Below are 15,315 nucleotides of genomic sequence, written 5' to 3'. Positions count from 1 at the left end.
TGGTCGATAATAACCCGTCATTTAAAGGTGTACCTTAACCTGTCATGCGAAATCTATTTGCTTTGCCCGTGCTGCTGCTGGTCATCATGATCAGCGGCTGTGCAACGGCACCTAAAGAACCTGACCTGCCCCTTGAACTTCGGCAGACGCTCTGGGAAACCCGTTACAAAGAACTGCAGCGTATGGATCACTGGCAGCTGGTGGGCAGGCTGGGGCTGCGAGTACCCGGTCAGTCTGGCTCCATGTCCGTGGAATGGTTACAGAATCAGCAGAGCTTTACGGTCTATCTGGATGGCCCGCTGGGGCAATCACTGGCAAAGATTGAGAGCAGTGAACTGGGCATTCTGGTGGAGGCGGACGGCAAGCGTTATCAGGGAAGCACACCCGAGTCGCTCTTGTATGATCTGACAGGGTGGCAATTGCCGGTGAGTTATCTTCGATTCTGGGTTCAGGGAATGCCGGTGCCGGATATTCAGCAAACGTCTATGCAGCTGGACAATCAGGGACAGCTATCGCACTTGCAGCAGGCAGGCTGGACCATTGATTATCTGGAATACCAGAGCCAGTCTCCTGTGTCTTTGCCGGGACGCATCAGAGTGATAAAAGACGACATTCAATTAACACTGGTTGCCAGACGCTGGCAGCTTAAATAACATTTATCTTTTAACGGTTACGGTTGCAAGCCATGAAGTCTGAACTGGTGTTACCAGCGCCTGCCAAGCTTAATCTGTTTCTTCATATCACCGGACGTCGTCCTGATGGTTATCATGCCTTGCAAACGCTGTTTCAGTTTCTGGATTATGGCGATGAGCTGGGTTTTTCCCTGCAGGATTCTCTGGCGCTTGAATGCAACCTGCCTGAGCTGGTGAATGACGACAATCTGGTTCTTAAAGCGGCGCGTTTGCTGCAGAAAGAAACGGGAACAAAGCAGGGTGCCCGTATTCGCCTGAACAAACGCCTGCCTATGGGCGGTGGTGTTGGTGGTGGCAGCTCGGATGCTGCAACGACGTTGCTGGGTTTGAATGAACTCTGGAATTTGCAATTGTCAGAAATGCAGTTGGCAGAACTGGGTCTCAAACTGGGTGCTGATGTTCCTGTATTTGTACGGGGCTTTGCTGCATTTGCCGAAGGGGTAGGAGAGGTTCTGACACCTGCCTGTCCGCCCGAGTGCTGGTACTTGGTATTAGTGCCTGATTGTCATGTAAATACCGTAAAGATGTACGCCCACAGGGAATTGACAAGAGATACACCGGCTATTAAAGTGTGCGCCGCGTTGGAAACGTACGAAGAACAGAGGCGTCATAATCTGCTGCATAATGATTTTGAGCCGTTGGTTCGGCGACTTTATCCTGAAGTTGAAACTTGCATACAGCTGTTGGATAATGCCGGAAATTCGAGCATAGGGCAGGCTATGATGAGCGGATCGGGTGCATGCGTATTTGCGCCGTTTGCCAGTCGCGAACAAGCGGAAGCGGCTCAGGCGACGATAAGCTCTGACACTGGTTCAGAAGTAGTATCATTTGTTGCCCGTGGCGTGAATACATCTCCGCTACACCGCACATTGCAGAACCTGCAAGCAGTGCATCAGCTCGAAGCATGTACGACATGATTTCCACAGCTACAGCATTCATTGCAAACGAATTTGTAGCCTCCAAAGCTACTGGGGTATCGCCAAGCGGTAAGGCAACGGGTTTTGATCCCGTCATGCGCAGGTTCGAATCCTGCTACCCCAGCCATTTTGCTGAACCTTCTCTTCCTGCTAGTGGCAGTCCTTACTGCTGCGAACATCGCACACAAAGAATCATCCTCCTACACCCACGTCGAGAACAAGGTACTTACCCGTGTCGAAAATGATGGTGTTTGCCGGCAACTCAAACCCAGAGCTGGTCCACAAGGTTGTTAATCACCTGCACATTCCTTTAGGCAAGGCTTATGTAGGCCGCTTTAGCGACGGCGAGATTGCTGTTGAAATTCAGGAAAATGTGCGAGGCAGGGACGTTTTTATTATTCAGTCCACCTGTGCCCCTACCAACGATAACCTGATGGAATTGCTGGTGATGGCCGATGCCATGCGCCGTTCTTCTGCGGTTCGAATCACTGCGGTGCTGCCATACTTTGGCTACGCCCGTCAGGATCGCCGTCCTCGTTCCAGTCGTGTGCCTATCAGTGCCAAGGTCGTTGCTGACATGATTGCCAGCGTGGGTGTAGACCGGGTTCTGACGGTAGACCTGCACGCTGACCAGATTCAGGGTTTCTTCGACATTCCGGTAGACAATATCTACGGTTCCCCGATTCTGCTGGACGACATGGAGCGTCAGGGTCACGAAAATCTGATGGTGGTGTCTCCTGACCACGGCGGTGTAGTACGTGCCCGTGCGGTAGCCAAGCGCCTGAACACCGAACTGGCGATTATCGACAAGCGTCGCCCTGAAGCGAACAAATCCGAAGTCATGAACATCATTGGTGATGTTTCCGGCCGTACCTGTGTGCTGGTAGACGATATGGTCGATACAGCCGGTACCCTGTGTGCTGCAGCCGCTGCCCTGAAAGAGAAGGGTGCTACCAAGGTTATCGCTTACTGCACGCACCCGGTTCTGTCCGGTCGCGCACTGGAAAACGTGGCTAACTCCCAGCTGGACGAGCTGGTGGTGACTAACACCATCCCTCTGAGCCCGGCTGCTCAGGCTCTGGGTCGTATCCGTCAGCTGGATATGTCCCCGCTGCTGGCTGAATCTGTGCGCAGAATCAGCAATGCAGAATCCATCAGTGCCATGTTCCAGTAAAATTGCTGTTTTCAGCAAGACTGGTGGTTTCATTAAGATAGTTTACTGATACAGGTCGGAAAAAAAGGCGTAGTGATTTCGGTCACTGCGCTTTTTTTTGTTTCGGGTTGCAGGTATGATACGTCGCCTTTATATCAGCCGCTTTTAAACTCCCATAGTCTGGTCGCAAGATTGATGTGGAAGGGCGGCATTCTGGAGAAAGAAAATGTCTGAAGCTATCATTCTGAGCGCTGTTGCGCGTAAAGATGTGGGGAAAGGTGCGAGCCGCCGCCTGCGTCACGAAGATAAAGTACCTGCCATCATCTACGGTGGCGAAGCTGAGCCAATGCAGGTAACTCTGCAGGGTAAAGCAGTTCGTAAAGCTCTGGAAGCTGAGTCCTTCTACTCCCAGATCGTTACTCTGGACATCGAAGGTACTGACCAGCAGGTTATCCTGAAAGACGTTCAGCGTCACCCTGCGAAAGAATACGCTATGCACATGGACTTCCTGCGCGTAGACGCTACTCACGCTGTAACCACTCACGTACCTCTGCACTTCATCAACGAAGATTCCTGTGTTGGTGTTAAGGCTGGTGGCGCTATCAACCACGCTCGCGTTGAAGTTGAAGTTAAGTGTCTGCCTGCTGACCTGCCAGAGTTCATCGAAGTAGACATGGCTGCAGTTGAGCTGGGTGGTCACGTACACCTGTCTGACCTGACTCTGCCAGAAGGCGTTCAGCTGGTTGCTCTGCTGCAGGGCGAAGGCCACGATCTGGACGTAGCCAGCGTGCAGAAGACTCGCGGCGCTGCTGAAGAAGACGAAGCTTCTGAAGAAGAAGCTGGCGAAGAGTAAGACTTAGTTCTTACTGTTGCCAGTAGTAGCAGCTCTGGGTAAGTCCGGGGCTGTCGAAAACAGCTTTCATTGCTTTAAGTGATGAAGGCTGTTTTTTTATGTGTAGAATTTATACGATTTTAAAATACCGATCAGGAGCTTGTTTCGACTATGGCTAAACCGTCAGAAAACGCCATACAGCTGATTGTGGGCTTGGGGAACCCGGGCGCTCAGTATGATGACACCCGCCATAATGCCGGCTTCTGGTTTGTGGAAGAGCTGGCCAGAGCATATGGTGCCGTTCTGCAGCCGGAAAAGAAGTTTTTTGGTCACGCCGCGCGTGTGAGCATTAATGGTCAGGATGTCCGCCTATTAAACCCGACAACGTTTATGAATCGCAGCGGTCAGGCTGTCGGCGCCCTGGCGACATTTTATAAGATTCCACCGCAATCTATTCTGGTGGCACACGATGAGCTTGATTTGCCGCCGGGGGTTGGGCGATTGAAGCAGGGTGGCGGTCATGGTGGTCACAATGGGCTGCGCGACATTATTGCTTCATTAGGTAATAACAAAGACTTCCTGCGTCTGCGGCTGGGGATAGGTCATCCGGGAAATAGCAAGGAAGTGGTGAACTACGTGCTGAACAAGCCATCGGTTGCGGATCGTCAGAGTATTGATGCCGTCGTCGATGAAGCTGTACGGGTGACTGCTGAAGTGGTTAACGGTGCTCGCCAGAAGGCGGTTCAGGAGTTGCACACTTTTAAAGGCTGAGGGTTTGTAGCCTTCAGCCCTTAATAACTGCGATTGACATAATAGCTTCAGGAAGACTTGGACAGTTCCAGTTCAGGCAGTTCCCAATAGCCCGAACAGTAATCTGGCTCCGTTTTTTGTTCATGTCGCGTCAACGCATGATCAATCAGGCGGCAGACCAGATCGTCAAATTCAATGCCCGCATGTCGGGCGCTGTCAGGGAACAGGCTGGTCGGTGTCATGCCGGGCAGGTTGTTCAGCTCTGCCAGAACCGGCTCACCGGACGATGGCACAATAAAATCGGAACGGCTGATATCCCGACAACCCAGCCCGGTGTGAGCCAGCAGGGTTAGCTCCTGTACGCGCTGATATTGTTCAGGTGGCAGAGGCGCGGGGATAATATGGTCACTCATGCCCGGGTTGTAGCGGTACTCATAGCTGTACCAGGCACCATCACAGGTGGTTATCTCAATGACAGGAAGAACCTGTGTGGCTTCTAATTCAAGGACGCCAGCCGTAATTTCCCTGCCGACAATAAATTCTTCGATGAGTAACTCGTTGTCTTTTTTAAAGCTTTCCTGAAGGCAGGCTTTTAGCTGGTCGTATCCTTCGGCAAACTGAATACCGATACCGGAGCCTTGCGAGAAGGGTTTGATGATGACTTTCTCGCCTAACTGTTCAAGACAGTTATTAGTGTTTCTTTCAAGATTATCCGAAGCGCGAATCACCAGATCTTTCGCCAGTGGCATGCCCAGATGGCTGAGAAGTCGTTTGGTTGTGACTTTGTTCAGGGCATTGGCGCTGGCCTGTGGACGAGAGCCAATGTAGGGGATGCCCATCACTTCCAGTAAGCCCTGAAGACAGCCATCCTCTCCCTGTGGGCCATAAGTGGCTGGAAAGACCACATCGACTTCGTGCCTGACTAATTGTTCAGGCAGCTGTTTGTCCAGCTCCAGCTTAACGACTTTACCGTAGTGTTTGCTCAGTGACGGCGTCAGTCGATTAGCAGCGATGCGGGAAACGTCGGCTTCCGGGGAGGGGCCGCCGCAGACAACCGCCACGGTTTTATTCTTGTCAGGCATTGAAAATCTCGTCACTCATAACAAACTGGAAATAGAATATTGCAGCAGAAGACTAGTACAAATTTTGGTTTTTAGCCGATTTGAGTAGGTGGAGAGCCGTAAATGACCGGCTTTGGAGTGCTTTCTGCAGCGTTCGGGAACGGTTTAAATCAGGTGAATTATTGTCTTGCAGTCCTTATAATCCGCCCCCATTCATTTAATTTGTTTTTTTAGATAAGGCTGGTAACTCTTATGGGTTTTAGATGCGGCATCGTTGGTCTCCCCAACGTCGGAAAGTCCACCCTGTTCAATGCTCTGACCAAGGCGGGCATTGACGCCGAAAATTTCCCGTTCTGTACCATTGAACCCAATGCGGGTGTGGTAGCTATGCCTGATCCTCGTCTGGATAAACTGGCAGCGATTGTCAGCCCGGAGCGAGTGTTGCCAACCACCATGGAATTTGTTGATATCGCTGGTCTGGTTGAAGGTGCTTCCAAGGGTGAAGGTCTGGGCAACAAGTTCCTTGCTAACATCCGTGAAACCGATGCTATTGCCCATGTGGTTCGCTGCTTTGAAAACGATAACGTTATTCACGTGTCTAACAAGGTCGATCCGGAAGCGGACATCGGTATCATTAACATCGAGCTGGCCATGGCGGATCTGGAGAGCTGCGAGAAGCAACATCAGCGTGTTGTTCGCGTTGCCAAGAGTGGAGACAAAGAAGCCGTTGCCCAGAAAGCCCTGCTGGAAAAGCTGATTCCGCATCTGGAAGAAGGTCTTCCGGTTCGCTCCCTGACGCTGGATGATAATGAAAAAGCTCTGGCGCGCATGTTCCACCTGTTGACCACCAAGCCGACCATGTACATTGCCAATGTCGATGAAGACGGTTTTGAAGATAACCCTTATCTGGATAAAGTACGCGAAATCGCTGAACAGGAAGGTGCAGTAGTTGTACCTGTGTGCAACAAGCTGGAAGCCGAAATTTCCGAGCTGGAAGACGATGAGCGCGATGAGTTCCTGCAGGATCTTGGTATGGAAGAGCCGGGGCTGGATCGCGTCATTCGTGCAGGTTACGAGCTGCTGAATCTGCAGACTTACTTCACGGCCGGTGTGAAAGAAGTGCGTGCATGGACGGTTAAAGTAGGCGCTACTGCACCTCAGGCGGCGGGTGTGATCCACACCGATTTTGAGCGTGGTTTTATCCGTGCTGAAGTCACCTCTTACGACGATTTTATCGAGTACAATGGTGAGCAGGGAGCAAAGGAAGCGGGTCGTCTGCGTCTGGAAGGTAAAGAGTACATCGTTAAAGACGGCGATGTCATGCATTTCCGTTTTAACGTTTAAAACGGCTATCGTTTTGAAGGTTAAAACGTTTTAAAGAGAAAGAGTCAGCAGTGCTGACTCTTTTGCCATAGGCAGGTTAACCAGATATTGTGTCCGGTCAGGCACTCTTCCGGGTGGTTACCACGCTGTCCTCGGTACCAAAGGTATTCGGTACATAAGCATCCGCCTTGTAGTCGTTTTCCCAGGTTTCACCATCCAGCAAGTATTTGAAACGGAAGGTGGAATCTTTTGGCAGGCGGACTTTGGTACGGAATACCTTGTCCTTTTTGACATAGTTCATTTTTCGTGGGTGCCACTCGTTGAATTCACCGGCGAGCTCCACGGATTTAATGTCATCTCTGGAGAACTCAAAAGTAACTTCAGCTTCGCTTTTTGTTTTAAAAAACTTCTTTTTTAGCATTAAAAATCCCCTATCGAGCAAGTCAGACAAGTGTTGCCTGTTGGTTGGCTGCACTTCCCCAAATCGGGTCCCCGAAGTACAGAAAAAACAGGAAACTCCAGTATGATACTTGAATATTCAGGCTTTGTGTCAAAGCATAATTTTTTGTTGGCTTAGTGATAATTCGCATGCTCCTTTTGATTGATGATTAAATATTCAGTGGCTGTTTAATTAAGCAAGTCCTGTGCCGTGGTCATTGGGTTAATTTGGTTTTAAATGAAAAAAAATGATTTGATCGGCTATAAATAACAGCTTCAAACAAAATGAAACAGAATGGGTTTTGGAATGGAACTGTTGTTTATCATCTTCATTTCGATAGCATTTTTAATTTACGGCGTGCGGCATTTAAAAACGGTCAATCAATTTTCGGTGTTTGCTCTGGATCGAAATGCATTTGGCTCGTTTGCGATTTATTGCACCTTGTTGGCCAGTGGTGTTGGAGCCGGGCTCTTAATGGGAGCAGCGGAAAAGTCTTATGCTTCTGGCTGGTTTTATACCATTGCCTGCATGGGTTTTACGTTTCAGCTGATCCTGTCGGGCTGGCTGGTTCCGCGGATATTCAAATGGCGAGACTGTTTGTCGTCCGGTGAAATACTGGGTAAAGCATTTGGTGGCCGGGATGTGCGTTTAATTGCCGGAGTGCTCTGGTTGCTGTTCTGTATGGGAATTGTCAGCGCACAGGTGGTAGCGATGCAGAGAGTCTCTGCCATGTTGCTTCCCGCTGACTGGCACTTTGCGGCGGCAATGCTGTTGAGTGTGACGGTCATTCTCTATAGCTGTCTGGGTGGTGTCCGCTCAGTGGTGATTACCGATATTATTCAGGCAGTTCTGTTATTGAGTGCCATGCTGGCGGTGGTTGTCTGGGGTGTGCACCTGACAGGTGGCTGGCAGCCATTTTATGATCACAATATTGATAATCTTCACAGCTTGATAGATGGCAATACTTCCCTTCTGGGAATGGGGCTGCTGTTTATGGTGTTCTTTCTGGGTGATGCGCTGATTCCTATTTCTATCCAGAGGGTCACAATGTCCAGAAGTGTCAGTCAGGCCCGAACGGCGGTTTATGTCACAGCACTGATCGTTTCATTTGTGGTGCTGCTTAGTGGTGCGCTAGGAACTGTTGCCCATCTTCTGGACGCTAACCAGCTCCCTCGTGACACCTTTACCATTTTGCTGGAGCGCATGCCTGGCTGGTTAAGTATGGTGTTGTTGGTGGGTTTGCTGGCGGCGGTGATGTCGTCCTGCGACAGTTACCTGAACTCGGCCGCAGTAGCCTTTTCCAATGATGTGCTGGCACCGCTCGCGGCTGGTATCAGTGACCAGCAGTTGTTGAAGTATGGTCGTCTGGCAACGCTGGTTATTGGTGTTGGTGCAATGATCATTGCCTGTCAGGCTGATGACATTCTTGATTTGCTGGTGAACAGCTTTGAAATCTGGGCGCCTACCTTGTTTCCACCCATGATGTTTGCCCTGTTTTTTCATAATAATCCAAGAAGTTTCTTTTATATGCCATTTGTCAGCGGGTTGCTTGGCGTGTTTCTGTGGAAGTGGTACGTTCACGATGAGGCGCTGGCTGCTGGCGCCATGCTTTGTGGTATGACGGCCAGCTTCCTGTGTTATCTGGCGTTGTTTATGTACCGAAAAAGGCTTTGTTCTCAAGCATAATGCAGTGCATTCATACTGGGCTGTTTTTAACAGTAATAACCCCTCAGATTTGGATGAACGTTGTTCTTGTGGTTCAGTTGCATTTCCATCAATGCAACTGCAGTTGTCAGGTTTTTCACAACTTCAGAAACTGTCTTTTCTGCTGCCATCGATGTTAACCGTGAAGATGGCCTGTGGGCGCCTGTCTTGCTGACTGTATAGTGGCTACCCTTCCATAATTGTTGCGTTCTTGTGAAATAATTTTCTCCACGTGGTTGTCAGGGTAGGTATACCAGATATGTTGTAGGTGACCTGTTGAAAAAATTGATGAATTAGATCTGCCCATAATGCGATTCCTGTTGTTTTTTATAATCTGTTATTTGTCAGGTGGAACATAGATTGAAAAGTATCAATAAAATTCAAACCAATAGGTTAGTGATACTGACCTTGGCTTGGATAGGTGTATTAGATTTATGGTCTAAAAAACGTATGCGAGATGTTGTGATTATGGGACTTGATATACGAAAGGAATTGCAGGAGTATCATAATGAAGAGTATAAAATTCTTAATAGATTTTAAAAAAAATTCATATACATGTTTGTTTTTAATATTAATATCTTTTGTAGATCTATGCCTTGCCTCCGAGCTGGAAAAAAGAGAAGTTAATCTTGAGCATCCAATCGCTAAGTGGTTTTTGATTCTTAATAAAGCACCCGATATGAATTCCTCGGTTGTAAAAAAAATTACACTGGCTACCGTGGCTGAAGAAGATATGGGCGATTTCTCTTACCTTTTGGAGGCTTATAAAGAATTACGAAAAGTTAGAGAGCTTGATGATGCCTCTATCGAATTAGCAGTAAAAACTGACGAACAACAAAAGCAGAAGTTTTACAAATACTTCGAAGAGACCAAAAATTTACCTATCCGTTGGTTGATGGATGATCAAGAATACAATAAAGATATATGTCGGCCTGTTGATGCTCTTGATGACAGTGGACTGGTTCTGTTTCTGTCGGAAGATTTCGGCCTAAGTCCGAATTTTAATAATTCATCATTGTTTATTCAGTACTATTCTGACTATCCTGCTCCAGATAAGCCGGCATATGAGCAGGGAGAATTTCATTTGAGTAACATGGCAGCTTATTGGAAATCAGTGTCTGCTGATTCACAAGGTAGTGCTCGCATAGTCAGTCGTGATGGCGACGAAGAGGAAGTAGAAGAAGAATTGGAGGGGCTAAGGCGGTGTGAAGAAAAAAATAGCTGCTTTTCAGATGAATCGCAGTCACTTGTTTTCGGTCTTGGGGAAAGATATGTAGGGATGCCTTTTAACTCGGATGTTATTAACAAAGTCGCTGAGTATGAAAGACATAGTGATATTGAGAAAACTGCACTGAGTCAGGGTTTAAGGCGGCTTTTTATTAGCAAACCCTGGCTTGGAGAAGCGTTGGCAGGGTATGGAGATTTTTCAACCCAACTGCAAGCTATTAAGGCTAAACCATACTATGTATCTTATCATCACGAATTTGCTTTCTTAAAAGAATTTCTGACAATTATTACTGAGATGGATCAATCCGAACCTGTAATGGTCATTAATGTCAGTGAGGATGATGTTCGCAATCCGCAATATACTCAACTGTTTAAAGATCTTGGTTTTGGTGTAGTACGTTATGTCTCAAAAGATAATTGTCAAACAATCTATGTACCTGATGTTTTTGGTGGAAAGACAATTACCATAGTTAAGCCCGGGGCTATTCCGAGTCAGGAAGAGTATGATGCTTTACTGTTTTATTCACATTCGTTAATGCTTGTTGCGGGTAATCTCAGTCTGGTAAAAGCGATTAGTATGAATAAAGTGCCGTTTTATGAATGGAGAAGTTTTCAGCAAGCTGTAAATGATGATCTTAGAGAGCATTGGAAAGGTACTGCTCTGGAAGATTTTTTTCAGAATCGCTATGCCCCCAGAAAAAAAGCCCTTGCATTAAATCGGTTTGGGTTTGATGAAACATTAATTAAAAAAGTGAATGGTTCGATTATTAAAAAGCATAATAATACTGAAGCATTGGCAGATGTTGTCTGGCTTGCTCTTCAGCCTGATCATCCAGCTTGGAAGTATAGTGCTTATGTAGATGATATTGTATCCCAGCGTGATGTGGATGTTTTCATCAAAGACATTAAAAGTAAAGTTGGTTTTGAACGGGATGTTCCTGCGGCAAAACTTGTATTTCGTCATATTAAGAAGGATATTTATCTTCAAAGTATTGATGTTGGTGAGTTAATTTATTTGATTCAGGACCCTATGATAAAAGAACTCATGCTAATGAAGATTAGGGAATCTTTATAAACTATTGTCTCGTGTAAGTGAGATTTAGAAAATCTATAAGCAGAAGGATTAAGCTGAGCATCATTGTAAATAAGCAATCTGGATTCTCTAAATGTTGAAGCTTTCAGCTTCCAGTCAACAGTAATGACGAGTGAGCATAGGTTGTAATTGAGTGTGGTTCTCGTCACCAAAGCACAGAATTAATGCCACTGAACTGTGGCATTATTCGCTCAATATTAGCTGGCCGGATACCTCGAGTACCGTTACCACTTATGTACCAAAGAAAGCTTTGTTCTCAAATACGATACGGTGGATTTGCTTCAGGTTTTCAGCTTCATCGGTGCCGTCGTTGTTGGGAATAAACGTGGCTCCCAGTAAACCATTACCTCTGGGCATAAAATAGATGTAGTTATCATGATCAGAGTCAGACAGCGGGCTGCGATAGCGGGTGTAAATGATATAGTGCAGTGCACCCATGTCGGGTTGTTTTAACAGTAATAAAATACCCAGGTTAGGATGAACGTTGTTGTCGTGGTTCAGTTGTTGCCCACCAATGCCGGAACAGTTAAAAACGATATCGCTTTTCAGTTCACCGAAGTCATGGACGGTTTTCTGTGTACGACGAATGCCTTTTTGATCCAGTAGCTCGTTCAGCTCTTCCATAATGCCCGGCGTGTTCATAAAGTAGGTCTGAAAGCGGCGCATTATATGTTTCTGACCGTTGCCGAAATCTATCTCGCCCAGTACAGGTTCAGGCAGCAGTCCTTGTTCTACATAAGGTTCAAGCCCGGTTTCAGTGTCCAGTATGCTTTCTGAATACCCTCCCACTCCGGCATAAACGTGCACCGGACTGATGCCACGTTTGAATAAAGGATGTTCACCCTGTTCGATAGCCTGAAATGTCGAGAATGTTTTAAAGCCTATGTCATTAATAAATGCCTGCTGTTTCTCATTGTTCAGGCTCATTGCCAGAGGGGCGTAATAACCCGTTGAGCGACAGGACGTGATGCCTTCGAATTCGCTGGCAACGATTTCCAAATTTCGATAACCGCGTTCGTGCAGATAGAGACTGGTGAGCAGACCCATCACCCCGGCTCCCACAATCGTAACAGGAGCTTGCTTGTTGCACTTTCTGGCTTCAAACAGGGACAGGGCGTGCAAAACACTGCCATGGCTCAGTGACCATCCCGCACCACCATGTCCGTAATTATGAATAATCAGCTGACGACCGGTTTCACAGGCTGACAGGTTGGGCCCGCTTCGGCGGCAGGGGCGTATGCCTATATCAATGCCTGCCAGACCATCAGGGATTGTGTTGGCATTAAGAGAGTCCGGAGTCAGGGAGCTGAGATCGACCGGTGTAAGGCGTGTATTGAAAGACAGCACGGCAGATGACTTCCTGCAGGTTATTAACGCTATGGGCAAATATAGCCTGATATTGACTGTTTGATAGGCGAAGGGGTGAACGGAGGAATTTATTTGTTAAATAAACTGCTGTTAATCAATGGGAGCATTTGATTACGTTTGTTGGTCTGGCGCAGAAAAACTAGCAAAGTAATCCATTATTATTCCAATCAGCCAGACTTCAGTCAGCTTTCTAGCGGCAAGGACTGGTTCGATCAAAAAGACTCTCCACAAACACAGATCTTATAACAATCATTTCAAATAATTATTATTAAAGCCGGAGTCGTGTAAATGAAACCAATACGCGCTGCTGCTCTTGCGGTTACAGCTCTGCCCGCAGGCATGTTGTCAACTTCTGTAAATGCTGAATACCTGTATGGCTTTAGCAATATACAGTTGAACCATTTGGACTGGACAAAAAGCACAGAGAATAAAACCGAGCAACGTGATTTTACCTACATCAGGCTGGAAGGGGGTTCTGGCTATTCCTGGGGTGAACTTTACGGCTTCCTTGATCTTGAAAACCCCACAAAAAGTAGTGGACGAACTGTAAGAGCTCGTCATGAAGACGGAAGGGTAAACGATGGTCGTCGTGTTGCTATGAAAGGTAACGCACGCGTCAATATTGGGGATACCGGTTTTAACCTGTTTGGCCAGATCTTTGATATCAGTGGCCAAAAATTTGATGAACAAAACCGCTTCTACGGTTTTGGTTATAACCTTGTAGGCAGAAATTTCTTCTTCAAGCCCTTCCTGGCGGCTCATCATGCACAGTCTACTTATTTCAACGGCAGTAACGGTTATGTTCTGGGTTGGACAGCCAGCTACGATTTCAGTGCAATAAATCAGAAGTTCACTCTGTTTAACTGGCATGAAACGGAATTCAGTCGGGATAAAGAGTATTTACGTGTTAATAATAAGTCAGAGAAAACAGGCCATAACGGTGCGTTGGAGCTGTGGTGGCATGCCACTGACAGCATCACTGCCGGTTTGCAGTATCGCTATGCCAGTGACAAGCTTGGCTATGCAGAAAATCAGGATGGTGTAATTTACTCACTGAAGTACAACTTCTGATCCTGAATAGCTTCTGTTGAAATCCTATAAAACACGCACAAGCTTTTCGCCATTCTGGAAGGAGGGCTTGTGCGTGTTCCACCTGTGTAAAAAATGTCTGTAATGTCTGACTATCTGTAGGTATTTGCTGAAAAAGCAGTCCAAGTGGTTGACAGACAAAGCATAAATCCCGAAAATGCGCTTCGTCTTTTGGGCTAGGTAGCTCAGTTGGTTAGAGCACAGCACTCATAATGCTGGGGTCGGCAGTTCGAATCTGCCCCTAGCTACCATTTCAGTCAAACACCAGATCACTGGTTGACATTGATTGAAGTGATGGTAACTTCCAAATCGTCCTGAAGACATCTGTTGGGGTATCGCCAAGCGGTAAGGCAACGGGTTTTGATCCCGTCATGCGCAGGTTCGAATCCTGCTACCCCAGCCATATTTGACCAATACCTTTTCACAGGTGGTCAGCAGAGTTTGATGGCTAGGTAGCTCAGTTGGTTAGAGCACAGCACTCATAATGCTGGGGTCGGCAGTTCGAATCTGCCCCTAGCTACCATCATTCCGTCTTCGTGACCTGATTGTCATAAAGACATCGTTGGGGTATCGCCAAGCGGTAAGGCAACGGGTTTTGATCCCGTCATGCGCAGGTTCGAATCCTGCTACCCCAGCCATTTTTCTTAAAAGCCTGCTTAATCACTAAGCAGGCTTTTTTCGTTCTGTTCAGCGGGTGGTTGAGGATTTTCATATAAAACTCAACGATATAACAGTTGACAGAATACTGTGAAATACTGATAATTCGCATCCAGTTTGATGGCTAGGTAGCTCAGTTGGTTAGAGCACAGCACTCATAATGCTGGGGTCGGCAGTTCGAATCTGCCCCTAGCTACCATCATTCCGTCTTCATGACCTCATTGTCATAAAGTCATTGTTGGGGTATCGCCAAGCGGTAAGGCAACGGGTTTTGATCCCGTCATGCGCAGGTTCGAATCCTGCTACCCCAGCCATATTTCCTTTACAAAAAAAGCCTGCAATAGCAGGCTTTTTTTGTTTTCTCTAGAGTTCCGATTTCCCTTTCTGCTGTTCTGGCAAAGCAGTGTCCTGCTGTTCTGGCAAAACAGTGTCCTGCTGTTCTGGCAAAACAGTGTCCTGCTCGATGATCTCACCATATTTGATTTTTTGATCTTCGTGGTGGCGCATAATAATATCATCGGAAGCAATTGGTTTTAGCGTTACCTTTAAGACACTGTTGTTATCGAAGGGGACTTTATGCAGTGTTAGCGGATCCCAGTTGCTGTTGATGTCGGTTTTTTTTCTGCCAATTTCCTTGCCGTTTATTTCGACGATCATTTCATAAAGCATCTCGGGGCGGAAGTAGAACTTGCCGCCGGCAAATATATCAAACCGGTAAGTGGGGTGCTCCACGTCCTCATTATCAGCGGCCCAACCAATACTCCCCGTCGGATAGGGTTCGTATGTCGGATCCTGGTCATTGTTTGCATCTTGCAGCTGAACAGTGGTGTTGTAGGGGATTTTTACGCCTTCTTTGGTAAGCGGAACAATCCTGAATGTCTTTCCGTCTACTTTGTTAAAAAACTGGAGTGGGTTGCCGACAAATCCGGCACCTCTGCCACTGAAGCCAAAGGTGTCCGGCACATCCTTTGTCTGATCATCAAAGGTCAGGGATGCTGCAAAGAGGGGAG

At 47.2% G+C, this 15,315-nt stretch carries 13 protein-coding genes and 7 tRNA genes; 16 read left to right on the top strand and 4 right to left on the bottom strand.

From position 1 onward, the window contains the following. Nucleotides 1–44 precede the first annotated feature (44 nt). The 6 genes from lolB (at nucleotide 45) to pth (ending at nucleotide 4,365) form a co-directional block, all read left to right on the top strand. A complete protein-coding gene (gene lolB / locus EZMO1_RS19500) occupies nucleotides 45–653 on the top strand; it encodes a lipoprotein insertase outer membrane protein LolB (protein ID WP_051789963.1) in 609 nt (202 codons plus the stop codon). 32 nt (nucleotides 654–685) lie between these two features. Next, on the top strand, nucleotides 686–1,609 hold the full coding sequence (gene ispE, locus EZMO1_RS19495; protein WP_034876119.1) for a 4-(cytidine 5'-diphospho)-2-C-methyl-D-erythritol kinase: 924 nt from the start codon (nucleotides 686–688) through the stop codon (nucleotides 1,607–1,609). 52 nt (nucleotides 1,610–1,661) lie between these two features. After that, a tRNA-Gln gene (locus tag EZMO1_RS19490) sits at nucleotides 1,662–1,736 on the top strand. A gap of 105 nt (nucleotides 1,737–1,841) precedes the next feature. Continuing rightward, nucleotides 1,842–2,783: a ribose-phosphate pyrophosphokinase gene (locus EZMO1_RS19485; protein ID WP_034876121.1), complete on the top strand. Its 942-nt coding sequence runs from the start codon at nucleotides 1,842–1,844 to the stop codon at nucleotides 2,781–2,783. Nucleotides 2,784–2,988: 205 nt separating this feature from the next. Beyond that, nucleotides 2,989–3,615 (top strand): 50S ribosomal protein L25/general stress protein Ctc, encoded by a 627-nt coding sequence (locus tag EZMO1_RS19480; protein ID WP_034876123.1) that lies wholly within the window; start codon nucleotides 2,989–2,991, stop codon nucleotides 3,613–3,615. Nucleotides 3,616–3,765: 150 nt separating this feature from the next. Continuing rightward, a complete protein-coding gene (pth, locus tag EZMO1_RS19475; protein WP_034876125.1) occupies nucleotides 3,766–4,365 on the top strand; it encodes an aminoacyl-tRNA hydrolase in 600 nt (199 codons plus the stop codon). Nucleotides 4,366–4,412: 47 nt separating this feature from the next. Here pth and EZMO1_RS19470 read toward each other — a convergent pair whose 3' ends face one another. Then, nucleotides 4,413–5,426 (bottom strand): D-alanine--D-alanine ligase family protein, encoded by a 1,014-nt coding sequence (locus EZMO1_RS19470; protein WP_051789965.1) that lies wholly within the window; start codon nucleotides 5,424–5,426, stop codon nucleotides 4,413–4,415. Between the two features lie 231 nt (nucleotides 5,427–5,657). Here EZMO1_RS19470 and ychF point away from each other — a divergent pair, with 231 nt between their 5' ends. Beyond that, the gene (gene ychF / locus EZMO1_RS19465) at nucleotides 5,658–6,749 is read left to right on the top strand and encodes a redox-regulated ATPase YchF (RefSeq protein ID WP_034876126.1); all 1,092 of its coding nucleotides are present in this window, start codon (nucleotides 5,658–5,660) and stop codon (nucleotides 6,747–6,749) included. Between the two features lie 97 nt (nucleotides 6,750–6,846). On the opposite strand, the gene EZMO1_RS19460 is transcribed toward ychF, so the two are convergent. Next, nucleotides 6,847–7,149, bottom strand: coding sequence for an isoamylase early set domain-containing protein (locus tag EZMO1_RS19460; RefSeq protein WP_034876136.1), 303 nt, complete (start codon nucleotides 7,147–7,149; stop codon nucleotides 6,847–6,849). Between the two features lie 312 nt (nucleotides 7,150–7,461). Here EZMO1_RS19460 and EZMO1_RS19455 point away from each other — a divergent pair, with 312 nt between their 5' ends. Both EZMO1_RS19455 and EZMO1_RS19445 read left to right on the top strand, forming a co-directional pair. Beyond that, entirely contained in the window at nucleotides 7,462–8,853 is a 1,392-nt protein-coding gene (locus tag EZMO1_RS19455; protein ID WP_034876138.1) for a sodium:solute symporter family protein, read from the top strand. A 526-nt stretch (nucleotides 8,854–9,379) separates the two neighbouring features. Next, a complete protein-coding gene (locus EZMO1_RS19445) occupies nucleotides 9,380–11,173 on the top strand; it encodes a hypothetical protein (protein ID WP_145912678.1) in 1,794 nt (597 codons plus the stop codon). Between the two features lie 249 nt (nucleotides 11,174–11,422). Here EZMO1_RS19445 and EZMO1_RS19440 read toward each other — a convergent pair whose 3' ends face one another. Then, complete coding sequence (locus tag EZMO1_RS19440; RefSeq protein ID WP_034876144.1) at nucleotides 11,423–12,538, bottom strand: FAD-binding oxidoreductase/lyase; 1,116 nt, start codon at nucleotides 12,536–12,538, stop codon at nucleotides 11,423–11,425. Between the two features lie 309 nt (nucleotides 12,539–12,847). Between EZMO1_RS19440 and EZMO1_RS19435 the strand changes: the two genes are divergently transcribed. The 7 genes from EZMO1_RS19435 to EZMO1_RS19405 all read left to right on the top strand — a co-directional run bounded on the left by EZMO1_RS19435 (nucleotide 12,848) and on the right by EZMO1_RS19405 (nucleotide 14,619). After that, a complete protein-coding gene (locus EZMO1_RS19435) occupies nucleotides 12,848–13,630 on the top strand; it encodes an outer membrane protein OmpK (RefSeq protein WP_034876146.1) in 783 nt (260 codons plus the stop codon). Nucleotides 13,631–13,822: 192 nt separating this feature from the next. Continuing rightward, nucleotides 13,823–13,899 (top strand) — tRNA-Met (locus EZMO1_RS19430). 77 nt (nucleotides 13,900–13,976) lie between these two features. Further along, nucleotides 13,977–14,051: transfer RNA gene (locus tag EZMO1_RS19425), tRNA-Gln, on the top strand. A gap of 43 nt (nucleotides 14,052–14,094) precedes the next feature. Next, nucleotides 14,095–14,171: transfer RNA gene (locus tag EZMO1_RS19420), tRNA-Met, on the top strand. Nucleotides 14,172–14,211: 40 nt separating this feature from the next. Beyond that, nucleotides 14,212–14,286: transfer RNA gene (locus EZMO1_RS19415), tRNA-Gln, on the top strand. Nucleotides 14,287–14,427: 141 nt separating this feature from the next. Then, nucleotides 14,428–14,504: transfer RNA gene (locus EZMO1_RS19410), tRNA-Met, on the top strand. Nucleotides 14,505–14,544: 40 nt separating this feature from the next. Continuing rightward, nucleotides 14,545–14,619, top strand: a tRNA-Gln gene (locus EZMO1_RS19405). A gap of 49 nt (nucleotides 14,620–14,668) precedes the next feature. Here the strand turns inward: EZMO1_RS19405 and EZMO1_RS19400 are convergent. After that, on the bottom strand, nucleotides 14,669–15,268 hold the full coding sequence (locus EZMO1_RS19400) for a hypothetical protein (protein ID WP_152557044.1): 600 nt from the start codon (nucleotides 15,266–15,268) through the stop codon (nucleotides 14,669–14,671). Nucleotides 15,269–15,315: the final 47 nt, after the last annotated feature.

Source organism: Endozoicomonas montiporae CL-33, from assembly GCF_001583435.1.
GTDB lineage: Bacteria > Pseudomonadota > Gammaproteobacteria > Pseudomonadales > Endozoicomonadaceae > Endozoicomonas_A > Endozoicomonas_A montiporae.
The sequence above is the reverse complement of the archived record's forward strand: the minus strand, read 5'-3'. Positions and strand labels throughout refer to the sequence as shown.

Coding starts and splice junctions, on each gene's coding strand:
- EZMO1_RS19455 (WP_034876138.1), top strand. CDS start 7,462: ATGGGTTTTGGAATGGAACTGTTGTTTATCATCTTCATTTCGATAGCA.
- lolB (WP_051789963.1), top strand. CDS start 45: ATGCGAAATCTATTTGCTTTGCCCGTGCTGCTGCTGGTCATCATGATC.
- EZMO1_RS19470 (WP_051789965.1), bottom strand. CDS start 5,426: ATGCCTGACAAGAATAAAACCGTGGCGGTTGTCTGCGGCGGCCCCTCC.
- pth (WP_034876125.1), top strand. CDS start 3,766: ATGGCTAAACCGTCAGAAAACGCCATACAGCTGATTGTGGGCTTGGGG.
- EZMO1_RS19460 (WP_034876136.1), bottom strand. CDS start 7,149: ATGCTAAAAAAGAAGTTTTTTAAAACAAAAAGCGAAGCTGAAGTTACT.
- ispE (WP_034876119.1), top strand. CDS start 686: ATGAAGTCTGAACTGGTGTTACCAGCGCCTGCCAAGCTTAATCTGTTT.
- EZMO1_RS19480 (WP_034876123.1), top strand. CDS start 2,989: ATGTCTGAAGCTATCATTCTGAGCGCTGTTGCGCGTAAAGATGTGGGG.
- ychF (WP_034876126.1), top strand. CDS start 5,658: ATGGGTTTTAGATGCGGCATCGTTGGTCTCCCCAACGTCGGAAAGTCC.
- EZMO1_RS19445 (WP_145912678.1), top strand. CDS start 9,380: ATGAAGAGTATAAAATTCTTAATAGATTTTAAAAAAAATTCATATACA.
- EZMO1_RS19435 (WP_034876146.1), top strand. CDS start 12,848: ATGAAACCAATACGCGCTGCTGCTCTTGCGGTTACAGCTCTGCCCGCA.